Source organism: Ochrobactrum sp. BTU2 (assembly GCF_024539785.1).
In the GTDB taxonomy this organism is placed as follows: domain Bacteria; phylum Pseudomonadota; class Alphaproteobacteria; order Rhizobiales; family Rhizobiaceae; genus Brucella; species Brucella anthropi.
This window is the reverse complement of the sequence record NZ_JAHWRG010000005.1, coordinates 374966-391775: the sequence shown is the minus strand read 5'-3', so window position 1 is coordinate 391775 and position 16810 is coordinate 374966. Positions and strand designations below refer to the sequence as shown.

The following is a 16810-nucleotide window of genomic DNA, read 5'->3' as shown; positions in this document are numbered from 1 at the left end:
TGAAGTCCTACTCTTTTAGGATAGCTAAAGGAGATAACCATGCGTCTTGCTGTTACGACTTTGTTTCTCGGTCTGTCTGTTGCTGCGGCCTATGCCGCTCCGCCACCGGAAGGCACCAAACTTTCGGAAATAATCGCGAAAATCGAACAGAATGCGGATACTGCTTTCATTGATGAAGTCGACTGGAATGATCGTGGTTATTACGAGATCGAATATGTCACCAAGGCTGGCGCCAAGGTGGAGGTGAAGGTCGATCCAAAAACCGGAGAAAATGTTCGCTAGTCTCTGACACTTGTGCGAGCGATTGTGTTGGAGCGGGTAGCGGGAATCGAACCCGCGCGTTCAGCTTGGGAAGCTGACAGGCTACCATTACATCATACCCGCAAACTGTAATGTATTTCAGTCGATTAGCGACAAATTCGACGAGGCCGCTTTAGAAAGTTTTACAGTTGGTTTTGCCAAGCTATGTTCTCTTTCTGGTCTCGTCAAACTGTTTTGTCGACAGGTCGGCCTTGTCACTACATGCGGTCTCATGACCTCACGAAACACTACAGTACCGTGACAAATTTTTCATGAACCGTTCCATTGATATCCAGGATTGAGAGGCCATCTGCAGGTAACGCTCCCAACCATGCAGCCAGATTCGCAGGCTGTTGCAGATGACAGGAAGTCCATGGGTAAGACCACAAAGCGTCGAGCACTACTTATCGTAAACCCACATGCCCGGAATGGCAGGGGATACGGCGCGGATATTCGTGCAGCATTGGAACGCGGTGGCCTCCAGCTCATAGAACGAAATCCGCAGGACGATGAAACAATTTCAGATGTGATCCTTCGTGAAAGAGATTGCGATCTGGTTATTGTCGGTGGTGGCGACGGTTCGCTGAACGCTGCGGCTAAAGGATTGATGGAAACCGGATTGCCGCTTGCAATCCTTCCGCTGGGAACCGCAAACGATTTTGCCCGAACCATTGGCATTCCTGCCGATCCAGTTGAGGCAGCGCGTCGCCTTGCATCCTACGAGGTGCAGCCCATCGATCTCGGTGAGGTGAACGGTCACCTTTATTTCAATGTCGCAAGTATCGGTTTCAGCGCTGAATTGGCGCAGCAACTGAGTTCCGCGGCGAAGAAGAAATGGGGGAAGCTCGGTTATGCGATTGTCGCAGCGCGCATCCTCATGCGCTCCGAGCTTTTCACAGTCTATCTGGAGCATGACGGAATGACGGAAAAAATCCGTACGTTGCAGGTTTCTGTCGGGAATGGAAAATTCTACGGCGGCGGTATGGCTGTCGAAAAGGATGCGACAGTGGATGACGGTAAGCTGGATTTCTATAGTCTGGAAGTCGATCACTGGTGGAAACTTTTGCGCCTGCTTCCAAGCCTGCGTCGTGGCACCCATTCCAAATGGGATGATGTGCGGGCTTTTCCGACGACCGAAGTTATTGTGCGTACCAAGAAGCCGCGTGCCGTAAACACAGATGGTGAACTGTCAACCTGGACACCTGCCCATTTTCGTCTGCTGCGCAAAGCAATCAATGTTTACATGCCAGATTCAAAATTGAGGCCGTGATGTTGATCACGCAAAAAAAGACCCGCCTTGTTGGAGCGGGCCTAATCCATGACGTTAGGTGACTGGCTCGGAGGTCATAAGAGCCGTATGAATAACGATTGAAGGGTCTGAACGTTCCACATTTAAAAGAAAAAATACCAGATAAGCAGCACGACAACGAGTGGAACCCCCATCAGCCAAAGGATCATTGCTCTCAACATTTTTGTTCTCCTTCCTGTTGAAAATTCAACGTTTCGAAGGAGCGATTGTTCCACAATTCAGGACATTCATGGCGCGTCCGCGTAGAGCCCGTGCCGTTCAATGCGACTCAAAATACGCGGAATTCCAAAAGCTTTAATGATCCGTCAATGAATCGGTGACATCACTAAATTCTAAAAGGCGCAACCAGCGTTTCCGGTTGTGTTGTTGAGTAACGGGCGTGTGGCGTATGGATTCGAAACGAGGGCTGAAACATTCGGTCAACGGCAAGGCAGTGAAGCTGCGCGATAAGCGCAGTTCTGTCGTTATCTTTTCGTTTATGGCCATTGCTGTTGCCTTGGCGGGTTGTGCATCGGCACCGCAGCCGAAATCGAAGACAAAGCGCTCGAAGGAATATTTCGCCGAATCCAAATATGGTGTGAAAGCCAGCCCACGCGTAGCCTTTTCGAAAGGAAAGCCTCTACCACGTGGTGGCGGGCGCGATCAGACCGGTCAGCCCTACAAGGTCAAAGGTCGCTGGTATTATCCCAAGGAAGACAAGAAATACGTCAAGGTCGGCCATGCCTCCTGGTATGGTGAAGCTTTTCACGGTCGTCTGACTGCCAATGGTGAAGTCTACGACATGACACATTTGACCGCTGCGCATCCAACGATGCCGTTGCCGAGCTATGCCCGCGTGACCAATCTCGCCAATGGCAGTTCGGTGATCGTGCGTGTCAATGACCGTGGTCCATACGAATATGACCGCGTGATCGATCTTTCCCAGAAAGCGGCCGAAATGCTCGACTACCAGCATCACGGTACGGCGAATGTGAAGGTCGAATATGTCGGAAGGGCTCCGTTGAACGGCAATGATGATGCATTTCTGATGGCGTCGTACCGTCCGGCCGGTGGTGATGCGATTGGCCAGCCTGCAACTGGCGTCATGATGGCAATGAACGGGCCGACGCCGACCTCACCGAAGTCACGCGTTCCGATGCCTGTAATGGACGCGGTTCCAGTATCCGCGCCGATACCTGAAAACTCACCTTTTGCTGTCGATCCTGCTTATAGCGATCCGTCGGGTGGAGCAGCTCCAATGTTACCGGCAAATGTACCGGTACCGTCGCAGCGCCCCGGCTCAAGCTTTGGAGTGGCTAATGCTGCCGGTGTCAGCGGTCTCGCGGGCTATGCGTCTGACCGGCTTGCAGCAACAGCCTATGCCGAAGAGCGCGCCTATGGCAGCATCCTGACCAAGGATGCGATCTCAAGCGCCTGGAAGCGTCGTGAAGCCGAGGAACACGGCGAATATGTTGAGATTGGCACATTCAAGACGCTTGAAGAGGCCAGGCAGGTTCAGGCTTCATTGCCAGGCTCAATCAGATTTACGCTCACGAAGATTCCGACCGAAACCAGTGAGTTGTACGAGTTGACAGCCGTGGCCGAGAAGGGTGGAAATGATGCTCTGCTGCGTGCGGCCTGGAAGGTCGGCGCAGAAAATGCGTTTGTGGTGCGTCTCGATTGATCGCTCACGATACGGTGATAAACACTGGCATATTGATTTTGGTCGGATTCGTTGCGTAAGCTCTATCACATTGCTCACGTAACGGGATTTGCATGGGGCTGATTTCAAAAACACTGGTGTTTGCTCGTGCCGTCACTGTCGGCGTTTCGCTGGCTGTTGCCGTGCCGGTTGCTAGCTTGGCGGCACCTGTCGAAGCTGCATTCGTTACAAAAGCTCCGCAGGTCTTGCTCATCGATGACCGGAGCGGAACTGTGCTTCTCTCCAAGAATGCCAATGTTCCGATTCCTCCTGCGTCTCTTGCCAAGCTGATGACTGCGGAAGTGGTATTCGAAGCGCTCGAACAGGGTGCCACGACACTCGGTACACCATACACAGTCAGTGAAAATGCATGGAGAACCGGAGGTGCCCCCTCGGGGACATCAACGATGTTCGCGCGTATCAAGTCGGCGCCGACCGTCGCTGATCTTTTGCAAGGAATGATTGTTCAGTCGGCGAATGATGGAGCTATCGTACTGGCAGAAGGACTGGCAGGCAGCGAGCAGGCTTTCGCAGACCGCATGAATGACCGTGCGAAGGAGCTAGGCTTGATCGGCTCCAAGTTCGTAAATTCCACGGGGTTGCCTGCTGAAGGACAAGTAGTCTCGCTGCAGGATTTGGTCAGATTGGCGCGGCACATACGAACCGCCCATCCTGAATACTATAAGTACTATGCTCAGCCGGCCTTCACCTGGAACAACATCATGCAGCGCAACCGCAATCCGTTGTTGCGGCTTGATGTCGGGGCTGACGGCATGGGGACAGGCTTTACGGAAGCATCGGGCTTTGCGCTGGTCGGGTCGGCGGAACAGAACGGTCGCAGGCTTTATCTGGCGATGAGCGGCCTTGCCAGCATCAAGGAGCGTGAAGAAGAAGCAAAGCGTCTCCTGCAATGGGGGATGACGGAATTTGATGATGTGCAGCTTTATCCGGCGGATGAAATCGTGGGTGAGGCGCAAGTTTTCGGTGGTGCGCTCACGCACGTGCCGTTGAAGGTCAAGGATCGCGTCGAGCTGTTGTTGCCCAAGGACGGTCGCAACAAGCTGAAAGCGCGTATTGTCTATAAGGGTCCACTCGATGCACCTGTTGCCGACAACCAGCAGGTCGGCGTTCTTCGGCTGGAGCTTAATGGTAGTATTCTTCGCGATGTTCCTGTTTTTACAGCGCAATCTGTTGAAGAGGGGAGCCTTTCAAAGCGCGCATTGGGTGCAGCAATGGAGCTTTCCACTGGCTGGCTGCGGAAATATCTTTAACCTGCGCTACGCGTATTCCAGGCTCGACCTGATAGCCAAAGGCCGATAATAACTTTGATAGAAGTCCATTCGGATATCGATTCAAACATTTGGAAGCTGGTTTGTCGGGATTGTTCATCACATTCGAAGGCGGCGAAGGAGCGGGCAAATCAACGCAAATTGCTTTGCTGGCCAAGCATTTGCGGGCAAACGGCTTCGATCCGGTCATCACGCGAGAACCGGGTGGTTCTCCTGGTGCGGAAGCAATTCGCCATGTCATATTGAGCGGCAATGCGGAGAACTACGGCGCAGCGATGGAGGCCCTGCTGTTCGGTGCTGCAAGAGCAGACCATGTGAACCAGCTTATCCGCCCGGCGCTGAATGAGGGGCGGGTGGTTCTCTGTGACCGTTTCATCGACTCAAGTCGTGCGTATCAAGGTGTTACCGGCAATCTCGACAGAACCTATATGGCGGCTGTGGAGCGCATTGCGATCGATGGCGTCATGCCTGACATGACGATCATCCTTGATATTCCCGCAGAGAAGGGTTTGTCTCGTGCTGGAAAACGGCGCGGCAGCGAGACGGCGGACCGGTTCGAGAAGGAAGATATTGCTGTGCACGAGGCACGACGGCAAGCCTTTCTCGCAATCGCCGAGGCGGAACCTGAACGCTGCAAGGTGATCGACGCTGATCGCCTGCAAGACCAGATTGCAAGTGATGTCGCAAAAGAGGTTGATAGTGCTTTGAAGGAAATGGGGTTGTTGTGATTGAGGAACTCGACGTCCCTAAAGCGCACGATTCCATTGAGGGTGTGCCAGAGCCTTCTGCAAGTGATTATGTTGCCGGGCACCGGGAGATTAGTGACTTTTTGGCGCAAGCCTATCGCGAGGGGCGTATGCATCATGCGCTGCTCTTTGAAGGTGCGCAGGGGATCGGCAAGGCAACGCTCGCTTTTCACCTGGCTGGCCATATGCTGGCGCATGGCGACAATAGCGAAGCGCCGGAGCATATTGCTGCTCCGGATTTTGCAAGGCCGCTCTGGCGACAGATTGCAGGCGGGATGCATCCCGCTGTCCTGCATATCAATCGCCCATTCGATCAGAAGACCGGGAAATTCAAAACGGGTATTCCTGTGGAGGAAATCCGCCGGGTTACACATTTTCTGACCAGAACGGCATCAGACCACGCTTGGCGCATCGTTATTGTCGACCCTGCCGATGATATGAATCGCAATGCCGCCAATGCACTCCTGAAAACCCTGGAAGAGCCTCCTGCACGGGCGCTCTTTATCCTGATTTCCCATTCGGCGGGACGCTTGCTCCCGACAATCCGGTCGCGTTGCCAGAGCATCGGCTTCAAGCCACTTGACGATGCTGGGTTGACGGATGCCTTGGCACATGTCGGTCCCGGTGTCGGAATGCAGGCTGATGCTGTAACGCAAACACTGCTCCAGCGATCGGAAGGCAGTGTGCGTAAGGCACTTCTGCTGGTAGCGAATGGCGGTATCGAAATCTCCGACACTGTCGATTCCCTTCTCGAAGGACAAAATTTCGATTTGCCGAAAGCGCAGGCGCTCGGCGGCATATTGAATGGTCGTGAGTCGGAGGTTCAATATGAGCTGTTCCGTGATCATCTGCTTGGGCAGGTTGCAATCGAAGCTCGTCGTCGTGCGGAGGCAGGGCAACTGCGTGATGCAGATCGCTGGTCGCGTTTCTGGAGCGATCTCGTACGCGAGACCGTGGATGCTGAAACCTACAATCTCGACCGCCGGCAAGCTGTGGTAATCCTTTTGGAAAAAACGCATCGCGCTTTTCGTTCCGGTCAGCCTCCGCTTGCGTGACATGGCCGCTGACATGCGTTATGTCACCGCTGATAATTTTCTCCTCGTGTGTCTGCTAATCATTCAGGCGCGCTTTCAAACTTCGAAAGACCGGGTCCATAATGAGCCGCGAAAAATATTACATCACCACCGCGATTGCTTATCCGAACGGAAAGCCGCACATCGGCCACGCGTATGAGTTGATCGCGACCGATGCAATGGCGCGTTTTCAGCGCCTGAACGGCAAGGATGTTTTCTTTCTGACCGGTACGGACGAACACGGCATCAAGATGTTGCAGAGCGCGCGCAAGGAAGGCATTACGCCGCGCGAGCTCGCAGATCGCAATACGGCTGCGTTCCGCCAGATGGCGGATGTGCTGAACAGCTCGAATGACGACTATATTCGCACCTCGGAAGAGCGCCATTACAAGGCGAGTCAGGCTATCTGGAAAGCGATGGCTGGCAATGGCGATATCTACAAGGGTGGATATGCCGGCTGGTATTCCGTGCGTGACGAAGCCTATTACGGCGAAGAGGAAACGGAAGTCCGCGAGGATGGTGTGCGCTACGGTCCGCAAGGGACTCCTGTCGAATGGGTTGAGGAAGAAAGCTATTTCTTCCGTCTCTCAGCCTATCAGGACAAATTGCTCGATCTTTACGAGAAGAATCCGGGCTTCATCATGCCTGCGGAGCGCCGCAACGAGATTGTGAGCTTCGTCAAGTCGGGTCTGAAGGACCTGTCGATTTCGCGTACGACATTCGATTGGGGCATTCCGGTGCCGGGTGACGAGAAACACGTCATGTATGTCTGGGTCGATGCCCTGACCAATTACATTACTGCTCTTGGCTATCCTGATACTTCGGATGAAAAGTGGGGTTATTGGCCTGCCGATGCACATATCATCGGCAAGGATATCTCGCGCTTTCACGCCGTCTATTGGCCCGCATTCCTGATGTCGGCTGGTATTCCGCTGCCGAAGCGGGTTTTCGCACATGGCTTCCTGTTCAACCGTGGCGAGAAAATGTCGAAGTCCCTCGGCAATGTGATCGATCCCTTCGGTCTCGTTGAACGTTATGGGCTCGATCAGCTGCGCTATTTCCTGATGCGTGAAGTACCATTCGGTCAGGATGGCAGCTACAGTCATGACGCCATCGTCAACCGCACCAATGCCGATCTGGCCAATGATCTCGGTAATCTGGCGCAGCGTTCGCTGTCGATGATCGCCAAGAATTGCGAAGGTAAGGTTCCGGTTCCGGGTGAATTCTCCGACGCGGATAAAGCAATTCTCGATCAGGCCGATGCGGCGCTGGAAACGGCGCGTAAAGCTATGGACGACCAAGCGCTGCATCTGGCGCTCGGCGCGATCTTCGCCGTTGTCGCGGAAGCCAATCGTTATTTTGCGGGGCAGGAACCTTGGGCGCTGCGCAAGACCGATCCGGCGCGCATGGGTACTGTCCTTTATGTGACAGCCGAAGTGATCCGGCGCGTTGGCATCATGGTGCAGCCGTTCATTCCGCAGTCGGCAGAAAAGCTTCTCGACATACTGGCAATTCCTGCCGACAAGCGTCAGTTCTCTGACGTTACGGCAAGCCAGCTTGTCGGGGGTGCCGATCTGCCAGCCCCGCAGCCGGTATTTCCGCGCTATGTGGAAACAGAAGAACAGAACTGAGTTCGATGATGCTTGTCGACAGTCATTGTCACCTCGACTTTGCCGACTTTGAACCGGAGCGCGATGATATCGTTCAGCGCGCTCTGGATGCCAGAGTTAGGCGCATGGTGACGATTTCCACACGGGTCAAGAAATTCGATACGATCCGCGCGATCGCGGAAACCTATGACTCCGTTTATTGCTCGGTCGGTACCCACCCGAACAACGCGCATGAAGAACTCGACATTACGGCTGATGATCTCGTGCGTCTCTCGGAACATCCGAAGGTTGTCGCCATAGGCGAGGCGGGTCTCGATTATCACTACGACTATGCCCCACCGGAAGCGCAGCGCCAAGGTTTCCTCGTACACATTGAGGCGGCGCGTCGGACTCAGTTGCCGTTAGTCATTCATGCCCGCAGTGCGGATGAGGATATGGCCGAGATACTGGAGCGTGAGACGGAGAAGGGCGCTTTTCCGTTTATCCTGCACTGTTTCTCTTCCGGTCGTGCTCTGGCTGAAAAGGGCATCGCGCTCGGCGGTTATGTTTCTTTCTCAGGGATTCTGACTTTCAAGAACTCACCGGAGATTCGCGAAATAGCGACCATCGTTCCGCGTGACCGCCTGCTGGTGGAAACGGATGCGCCGTTCCTTGCTCCGTTGCCGCATCGCGGCAAGCGCAACGAACCGTCTTTCGTGCAGCATACAGCGGCCGTGCTGGCTGAGACGATTGGCGTGAGCAATGACGAAGTCGCGCGTATCACGAGCGACAACGTGTTCAGGCTGTTTTCCAAGATGCCTCGGCCTACACTGGCACTGTAAGGGGGAAGATTGAGCGTGACTCCCCCAAAAAATTGCCTGCGTTTCACGGTTCTGGGCTGTGGTTCGTCGCCCGGCGTGCCGCGTATCAATGGCGATTGGGGCAGTTGCGATCCCCATAATCCGAGAAACAAACGTCGTCGCGCATCGCTATTGGTCGAGCGATTTGACGATACAGGTAACAGCACGACAGTTGTGATCGATACCGGGCCGGATTTCCGTGCTCAGATGATTGATGCAGGCGCACACAGCCTCGATGCGGCTGTTTATACACATCCGCATGCTGACCATATTCACGGTGTCGACGATCTTCGCACATATGTCGTTGAAAATCGTCGTCTCATGGATGTCTATGCCAATCGATTGACGCGGAACCGGCTCTTCGAGGCATTTGGTTATTGTTTCGAAACACCTGCCGGATCGAGCTACCCGCCGATCCTCAGCATGCACGACATTGCTCCGGAGACGCCGTTTTCCATATCGGGAGCGGGTGGCCCAATCCGCTTCGAGCCGTTTAGTCAGGTGCACGGCGATATTGAATCGCTCGGCTTTCGTATCGGATCTGTTGTTTATTGCACTGATGTGAGCGCTTTCCCTGAGCAAAGCCTTAAGCATTTGGGCGGGGCCGACGTGCTTATCATAGATGCGCTGCAATATCGCCCACATCCAAGCCATTTCTCGCTTGGTGAAGCGCTGGAATGGATCGAGAAGCTGGCGCCCAAGCGCGCCATTCTCACGCATATGCACGTTCCACTCGATTACGAGACAGTCATGCGTGAGACACCGGGTAATGTCGAACCGGGATATGATGGGCTCCGCTTCGAGGTACCGTTTTAGATTTTAGGCCATGAAGAAAAAAGCCCGCGATGAGATCATCGCGGGCTTTTCATTTGAAAGCTCTATGTTTTAGCCTACTGCGCCCTTGGACGGAAACGGCATCACATTGCTACCCTCGACAGCTTTGGGCGCTTTGTCCTCCAGCATGAGGCCGCCAGCACGAAGAAGGTCGGTGAAGCGACCGCCGCGTGCGGCCAGTTCATCGAAGCTGCCGCTTTCGACCAGGTGGCCCTTGTCCATGAAAAGGACCAGATCGGCGGAGCGGACTGTCGAAAGACGGTGAGCAATGATGAAGGTCGTGCGGTTGTGGCTGAGATCGTCAACCGCCTGCTTCACCTTCTCTTCGGTTTCAACGTCAAGCGCACTGGTGGCTTCGTCCAGAACGAGGATCGGCGAATCCTTCAGGATTGCGCGCGCAATCGCTAGGCGCTGACGTTCACCGCCCGAAAGCTGTGAGCCGCGTTCACCGACAACCGTATCGTAGCCATCGCTCTTGGCCAGAATGAAGTCGTGGGCTGCTGCGGCACGTGCTGCAGCATGCACTTCCTCATGCGTGGCACTTTCTCGACCCACACGAATATTCTCCTCGACCGATCGATTGAACAGGCCTGCATCCTGAAAGACAGTTGCGATGGCATGACGCAGCGAACGACGGCTGACGGTACGCGTATCTGTTCCGTCGATCGTGATGCGGCCGGCTGCCGGATCAAAAACGCGCTGCAACAGATTGATGAGCGTCGTCTTGCCTGCACCGGTTGGGCCGACGATGGCCACCGTCTGTCCTGGCTTGATTTCAAACGATACATCATAGACGCCCTGGCCGGAGTTCGGAAACTCGAAGGTTACATTGTCGAATATGATGTCGCCCTTGACGTCGTTCAGGTCCGACACGCTCTGGGGCTCCTGACGATCAGCCGTGGCATCTTCCATCTGAAAGAACTCTTCAAGCTTGGCGCGTGCCGTAACGGTCTGGTTGATGAAGGCGCTGATCTGGTCGAGACGACCGATCATCAGCTGTGCAAAGCCGATAAAGGCAATTACATCGCCGACGCGCATCTGGCCCTTGGTAACGAAGTAAGCGCCGAGAACGAGAACCACCACCATTGAGAAGGTTGATGCCATGCGGTTCAGGCCGCTGGCCAGCGCCCACCAATTGAGAACAGGAAACTGTACCTTCTCCAGGTTCTTGGCATAATCACGCAGAGATTGGGTTTCCGACGCAATGCGGTTATAGCTCTGCACAACCGAGACGTTGCTGATCGTATCGCTCACATGTTCGAACAGCTTGTGGTGATGCTTTTCGACAGCGGTCTGACCATCCTTGGTCTTGCGCATGACAAGCTGGCCAATCATCACATAGATGACACCGAGCACGATGAGCACCAGCGACATGCGCATATCCATGCTCATTGCAACCGGAATGAGCGTCGCCAGAGCAACCACGGTCGTCAAATGCTGGCGCATGAATTCGAGCCAGAGCGTGAAAAGCGAATCTGTTGCGCGGATCAGCGTGTGGAGTGCGTTGGATGTACCGCGCTTCTGGTGCCACGAAAGCGGCATAGTGATGAGACGCTCATAAGAATCGATCATCACGCCCAGACGACGGCGGTGTGCGAGGCGGTCGGCTCCGCGCGCCACGAAGACTGCAGCAACAATGTTGAAGCCGCCAAGCGCAGCCCACATCGCAAGAGGCGAGAAAATATCGCCCTTATCGGAGATAGCCTGAATGACCCGACCGAACAGAATAGGTTCGGCAAGTGTGACCAGGGCAACCAGCACGCTGGCGACACACATGGTAATCGTTGCAGTCTTTTCGACCGCAAGGTATTCCATGGCTCGCCAGTAGATTTTGAGCAATGACACTTTCGCACTCCCGCTCGTTCTATTTCACGGGACTAAATGGTATAGCCCCTTTGTTCTATCAATATCTGATGGCGACAAGAAGTGGCGATTGGGTGTCAAGATCGACCATAAATTAAGAACGTGTGTAACCGAGTGTGAAGATTCAGTAGTCGAAATGGAATTCTTTAGGGATTGCTGGACCAGTTTCGGCTAAAGCAGCCAAATTGCAGTTTTCAGGAATTCCGCCTAGCAATCGTCGGAACTCGCGTCTATTGACAGGACTTAATGACCGGCGCGCGCGTACGCACCGCAATAGCAAGAGTTGATCGGGTTTCTCCATGGCAGGCGTTGAACAGAAGATTGTGGATACAGGCGAGGCGGGCATGCGGCTCGACCGCTGGTTCAAGGTCCATTATCCGGGGTTGGGTTTCGGCCATCTGCAGAAGCTTCTGCGGTCGGGGCAAGTTCGTATCGACGGCTCAAGGGCCAAGGCAGATACGCGTATTCAGGCCGGACAGACTGTTCGTATTCCACCTCTTGGCGTCGATGAAAAGGCCGTCGGCCCGGTCACGGCGCGGACAATCCGCAGCCAGCAGGACGGCGACGTGCTTTCGCAGATGCTTCTCTATGAAGACCCGAAAGTGTACGTTTTCAACAAGCCTGCAGGTCTCGCCGTGCAGGGCGGTTCAGGCGTATCGCGTCATGTTGATGGAATGCTGGAGGCATGGCGCAACAAGAAGGGCGAAAAACCGCGTCTTGTGCATCGTATCGACCGTGACACATCGGGCGTGCTTGTCGTTGCTCGTACGCGGGGCGCAGCGCAGGCGTTGACCACCGCCTTCCGTGAACGCGACACTAAAAAGACCTATTGGGCTTTGGTCAAAGGCGTTCCACGCAAGCGCGAGGACAAGATTTCAACCTGGCTGGTCAGGGAACAGACACCGGATGGTGACAAGATGCGTGTTTGCCAGCATGGCGAGCCGGATTCCGATCACGCTGTCTCGTATTACCGCATCATCGAGAAGGCAGGGAACAATCTGACCTGGCTGGAGATGGAGCCTTATACCGGTAGAACCCATCAGCTGCGTGTGCATGCGGCTTATATCGGTCATCCTATCATCGGTGATCCAAAGTACTTTGAAGCTGACCAGAATTGGGAGTTTCCGGGCGGTATACAAAAACGTCTGCATCTTCATGCGCGCCGTATTCGTATTCCAAATCCGTCGGGCGGTACTATCGATGTGACCGCGCCACTGCCGCCGCATATGGTTCAGTCGTGGAACCTGCTCGGCTTTGATGAGGAAAGTGCGGAAGATTAAAAATGTCAGGCGGAGCGGGGGGATCGTCCGAGGGGCGAGTTTCGTTCGATGGGCTGGCCATCATGCTGGTCATGTTCATCATGTTCAGCTGGGGGCTCAATCAGGTTGCCATCAAGATCGGCAATCGAGGGTTCAATCCCATGCTGATGGCGGCGGGGCGTGCTGCGCTCGGTGGCCTGTGCGTTTTTCTCTGGTGTTACTGGCGCCGTATTCCGCTTTTCAAGCGTGATGGCACGCTCTGGGCCGGAATTGCCGCCGGGCTGTTGTTCGGAAGCGAATTCGTTCTGATTTTTCTGGCGATGGAGCTGACGAGCGTTGGGCGTGTCACACTCATGATGAACGTCATGCCGTTCTGGGTCGCTATTGGCAGTCATTTCCTTCTCGGCGAGCGGATGTCTGTCCGGGCCTTCGTTGGCATGTGTATCGCCTTTCTGGGTGTGTTTCTGGTCTTCTCCGATCATGTCAGCCGACCGGGGCCGCACGCCATCTATGGCGATATGCTTGCGCTCGTGTCAGGTGTGCTGTGGGGACTTACCACGCTGGTTATCAAGCGAACCCGGCTTGCCCATACGGCTCCAGAAAAGACGCTTCTCTACCAGCTGGTGGTCGCGACACTGGTGCCGCTGCCATTCATCGCGTTGAGCGGCCCATTGCTTCGTAGCCCGGATGCCTTGTCCATATCGGCGTTTCTCTTTCAGGCGATATTCGTGGTGGCTTTCACCTATCCGCTCTGGTTCTGGATGGTGCGCCGTTATCCGGCATCGAAACTTTCTAATTTCGCCTTTCTCACGCCCGCTTTCGGCGTGTTATTGAGCGGTCTGATCCTGAATGAGCCCCTGAGCTGGAAAATATTCGCGGCTCTTGCGCTGATTGGTTGCGGACTGATGATTATCAACAAGCCGGCAAAGGTCACCAACGCCCGATGAAACTGGTCCTTTTCGATTGCGACGGTACGCTGGTCGACAGCGGTGACTTCATTCACAGATGCATGGCTACGAGCTTTGCAGATGCCGGTCTGGAACCTCCCGCAATCGAGGAAACGCATTCGATCATCGGCCTGTCGCTGCATCTGGCTATTGCTAAGATTCTGGATCGCGAGCCGGATGAGCAGGTGCATTGGTTGACGCAACGCTACAAGGAAAACTTTGTGATGTTGCGACAGGCGCCCGATTTCACGGAGCCGCTCTACGATGGAATTCTGCCGCTTCTGACGGAGCTCGGGGCGAGGGACGATCTTCTGCTTGGCATAGTGACCGGAAAATCCCAGCGCGGCGTCCGCTCTGTTTTCGAACGTCATGGCATCGGGCATCATTTCGTGGTGACGCGTACTGCTGACGATTGCCCGTCGAAACCACACCCGGCCATGGTGCTTGAATCCTGCGCGGAAATGGGGATAGAACCCAGCCAGACAATTGTTATCGGCGATGCTGTTTATGATATGCAGATGGCACGCGCGGCGGCGGCTATGGCGGTGGGCGTCTCCTGGGGGTATCATAACCGGCAGGGACTGATTGAATCTGGCGCCCATCACATTCTGGAAGCGCCATCTGAACTCCATGCATTGCTGCAAGGTATGGACGAACAGGTTCTCTAGTTGTTGAGCCTTCCACCAAGTCAGCGACACAGAACTGGACAAATCTATGCGTGATATTTTGAGTGATCTTGAGGCAGGAAAGCAGCTTTCGGACGAAAACCCGATCGTGCGGGCACAAAAGCAGATGCTGGCGCAACTGCCTAAACGCTTCTACGAAAAGGCAGAAGTGGCGGAAGTTGAAGGCGGTTTCACCGTCCATTTGGATGGTCGCCCTGTCAAGACGCCGGCTCGCAATCTGCTGCTGTTGCCGACCAAGGCGGCGGCCCAGATCGTAGCGGACGAATTCACCGCTCAGGAAAAGGTTATCGACCCGGGGAAAATGCCTGCGACCCGTCTCGTCAACACGGCGATTGATGGGATTGCGCAGGATCCGCAGGCAGTTTTCGAGGACATTTTGCGTTTCGCAGGCACGGATATGCTTTGCTATCGCGCCGATAGTCCGCAGGAACTCGTTTCTCGGCAGACCGAGCAATGGGATCCGCTGATCGACTGGATGGAAGGCCTTGGCGCACGTTTTTCACTTGCTGAAGGTGTGATGCACATTGAACAGCCTCGGGAAGCCATCGCGGCATTCGGTGTTCATCTGGCTGGTTTCAAAGACCCAATCGCGCTGGCATCACTGCATACAATGACGACGCTGACCGGCTCAGCGATTATTGCACTTGCTATCGCAAAGGATGAAATAACAGCAGAGCAAGGCTGGAATCTGGCTCATATTGATGAGGACTGGACTATCGAGCATTGGGGTTCGGACGCGGAAGCCATAGAGCGGCGAAAAAACCGCGAAATTGAAATGATGATGGCGGCTCGTGTGCTCAAAGCACTTTAAATATTAGAATTATCGCATTGATCTAATAAAGAAACCCCGGCATTGCCGGGGTTTCTTTTGCGCGCGCAATCATCAAGTGTTGCGCGTCGTTCCCCTCGGTAAGAGCAAAAGAAATGGCGCGAACGGATTAACGCCCGCGCAGCTTTCTTAAACCGAGTAGTACATGTCGTACTCGACCGGATGCGGCGTCGTTTCGTAACGCATCACTTCGGCCATCTTGAGTTCGATGAAGCTGTCAATCTGATCGTCATCGAACACGCCGCCAGCCTTGAGGAATTCACGATCCTTATCGAGTGACTGCAGTGCTTCACGCAGTGAACCGCAGACGGTCGGAATCTTCTTCAGTTCTTTGGCAGGCAGATCGTAAAGATCCTTGTCCATGGCCTGACCCGGATGAATCTTGTTCTTGATGCCGTCAAGACCAGCCATGAGCAGGGCAGCAAAGCACAGATACGGGTTTGCCGCCGGATCAGGGAAACGAACTTCCAGACGCTTGGACTTCGGCGAATTGCCGAATGGAATACGGCAGGAAGCCGAACGGTTGCGAGCCGAGTAGGCAAGCAGAACCGGGGCTTCGTAACCCGGAACCAGACGCTTGTAAGAGTTGGTCGACGGGTTGGTGAAGGCATTCACGGCCTTGGCGTGCTTGATAACGCCACCGATGAAGTAAAGGCAATTTTCCGACAGGCCGGCATATTCGTTACCAGCGAAGGTTGGCTTGCCTTCTTTCCAGATCGAGAAGTGGACGTGCATGCCCGAACCGTTGTCACCGAAGATCGGCTTCGGCATGAAGGTTGCGGTCTTGCCATAGGCATTGGCAACCTGATGCACGACATACTTGTAGATCTGCATCTTGTCGGCGTTGCGGACCAGCGTGTCGAATTTCACGCCGAGTTCGTGCTGTGCGGAAGCAACCTCATGATGATGCTTTTCAACCGTGACACCCATTTCGGTGAGGACGGTTAGCATTTCCGAGCGCATGTCCTGCGCGCTGTCGATCGGCGGTACCGGGAAATAGCCGCCCTTGACGCGCGGACGGTGGCCGAGATTGCCCGTTTCATATTCAGTATCGTCGTTTGACGGCAGTTCGGTCGAGTCGAGCTTGAAACCGGTATTGTACGGGTCAGCCTTGTACTTCACGTCGTCGAAGACGAAGAATTCAGCTTCCGGACCGACATAGACCGTGTCGCCGATGCCGAGCGACTTCATGTAGGCTTCCGCCTTCTTTGCGGTCGTGCGCGGATCGCGGCCATAGGCTTCACCCGAGATCGGGTCAAGAATGTCACAAAGGATGACCAGTGTGGATTGAGCGAAGAACGGGTCGATATGGGCCGTCGTCGGATCCGGCATCAGAACCATGTCGGATTCATTGATGGCTTTCCAACCGGCGATGGAAGAGCCGTCGAACATCACGCCGTCGACAAACATTTCTTCGTCGACGAGGCCGATATCCATCGTAACATGCTGCAGTTTGCCCTTCGGGTCGGTGAAGCGAAGGTCGACGAACTTGATGTCGTTGTCTTTGATTTGTTTGAGAATATCGTTGGCAGTCGTCATTTTAAT

The 16810-nt window shown here is 54.6% G+C and carries 15 protein-coding genes and 1 tRNA gene; 13 read left to right on the top strand and 3 right to left on the bottom strand.

Going from position 1 to position 16810, the window contains the following annotated elements:
* The first annotated feature begins 39 nt into the window (after positions 1-39).
* Positions 40-282 (top strand): PepSY domain-containing protein, encoded by a 243-nt coding sequence (locus KWJ32_RS17680; RefSeq protein WP_029924719.1) that lies wholly within the window; start codon positions 40-42, stop codon positions 280-282.
* Positions 283-310: 28 nt separating this feature from the next.
* Here the strand turns inward: KWJ32_RS17680 and KWJ32_RS17675 are convergent.
* A tRNA-Gly gene (locus KWJ32_RS17675) sits at positions 311-384 on the bottom strand.
* A 289-nt stretch (positions 385-673) separates the two neighbouring features.
* Here KWJ32_RS17675 and KWJ32_RS17670 point away from each other — a divergent pair.
* From KWJ32_RS17670 to KWJ32_RS17635, 8 genes are all read left to right on the top strand, one after another.
* Entirely contained in the window at positions 674-1570 is an 897-nt protein-coding gene (locus KWJ32_RS17670) for a lipid kinase (RefSeq protein WP_029376096.1), read from the top strand.
* Between the two features lie 427 nt (positions 1571-1997).
* Positions 1998-3272, top strand: coding sequence for a septal ring lytic transglycosylase RlpA family protein (locus KWJ32_RS17665; RefSeq protein ID WP_151609942.1), 1275 nt, complete (start codon positions 1998-2000; stop codon positions 3270-3272).
* Positions 3273-3364: 92 nt separating this feature from the next.
* The gene (locus KWJ32_RS17660; RefSeq protein WP_151609940.1) at positions 3365-4561 is read left to right on the top strand and encodes a D-alanyl-D-alanine carboxypeptidase family protein; all 1197 of its coding nucleotides are present in this window, start codon (positions 3365-3367) and stop codon (positions 4559-4561) included.
* Positions 4562-4662: 101 nt separating this feature from the next.
* On the top strand, positions 4663-5307 hold the full coding sequence (gene tmk, locus KWJ32_RS17655) for a dTMP kinase (RefSeq protein WP_151609938.1): 645 nt from the start codon (positions 4663-4665) through the stop codon (positions 5305-5307).
* Positions 5304-6380 (top strand): DNA polymerase III subunit delta', encoded by a 1077-nt coding sequence (locus KWJ32_RS17650; RefSeq protein ID WP_012091988.1) that lies wholly within the window; start codon positions 5304-5306, stop codon positions 6378-6380. The genes tmk and KWJ32_RS17650 overlap by 4 nt, the downstream gene beginning before the upstream one ends.
* A 101-nt stretch (positions 6381-6481) precedes the next feature.
* Positions 6482-8029: a methionine--tRNA ligase gene (gene metG / locus KWJ32_RS17645; protein WP_012091989.1), complete on the top strand. Its 1548-nt coding sequence runs from the start codon at positions 6482-6484 to the stop codon at positions 8027-8029.
* 8 nt (positions 8030-8037) lie between these two features.
* On the top strand, positions 8038-8829 hold the full coding sequence (locus KWJ32_RS17640; protein ID WP_040130126.1) for a TatD family hydrolase: 792 nt from the start codon (positions 8038-8040) through the stop codon (positions 8827-8829).
* 15 nt (positions 8830-8844) lie between these two features.
* Entirely contained in the window at positions 8845-9663 is an 819-nt protein-coding gene (locus tag KWJ32_RS17635) for an MBL fold metallo-hydrolase (protein WP_012091991.1), read from the top strand.
* 69 nt (positions 9664-9732) lie between these two features.
* Here the strand turns inward: KWJ32_RS17635 and KWJ32_RS17630 are convergent, their stop codons facing one another.
* Positions 9733-11526 carry a glucan ABC transporter ATP-binding protein/ permease gene (locus tag KWJ32_RS17630; protein WP_010660029.1) on the bottom strand — a complete coding sequence of 598 codons (1794 nt, stop codon included), beginning with the start codon at positions 11524-11526 and terminating at the stop codon, positions 9733-9735.
* Positions 11527-11843: 317 nt separating this feature from the next.
* Between KWJ32_RS17630 and KWJ32_RS17625 the strand changes: the two genes are divergently transcribed.
* From KWJ32_RS17625 to KWJ32_RS17610, 4 genes are read left to right on the top strand one after another with little or no spacing between them, the layout of a single operon-like run.
* Positions 11844-12824 (top strand): RluA family pseudouridine synthase, encoded by a 981-nt coding sequence (locus tag KWJ32_RS17625; protein ID WP_010660030.1) that lies wholly within the window; start codon positions 11844-11846, stop codon positions 12822-12824.
* A gap of 2 nt (positions 12825-12826) precedes the next feature.
* A complete protein-coding gene (locus tag KWJ32_RS17620; RefSeq protein ID WP_012091993.1) occupies positions 12827-13750 on the top strand; it encodes a DMT family transporter in 924 nt (307 codons plus the stop codon).
* Positions 13747-14418 (top strand): HAD-IA family hydrolase, encoded by a 672-nt coding sequence (locus tag KWJ32_RS17615; RefSeq protein WP_012091994.1) that lies wholly within the window; start codon positions 13747-13749, stop codon positions 14416-14418. Before KWJ32_RS17620 ends, KWJ32_RS17615 begins: the two co-directional genes overlap by 4 nt.
* A gap of 46 nt (positions 14419-14464) precedes the next feature.
* The gene (locus tag KWJ32_RS17610) at positions 14465-15247 is read left to right on the top strand and encodes an ATP12 family chaperone protein (RefSeq protein WP_012091995.1); all 783 of its coding nucleotides are present in this window, start codon (positions 14465-14467) and stop codon (positions 15245-15247) included.
* A 147-nt stretch (positions 15248-15394) separates the two neighbouring features.
* On the opposite strand, the gene glnA is transcribed toward KWJ32_RS17610, so the two are convergent.
* A complete protein-coding gene (gene glnA / locus KWJ32_RS17605; RefSeq protein ID WP_010660034.1) occupies positions 15395-16804 on the bottom strand; it encodes a type I glutamate--ammonia ligase in 1410 nt (469 codons plus the stop codon).
* Positions 16805-16810: the final 6 nt, after the last annotated feature.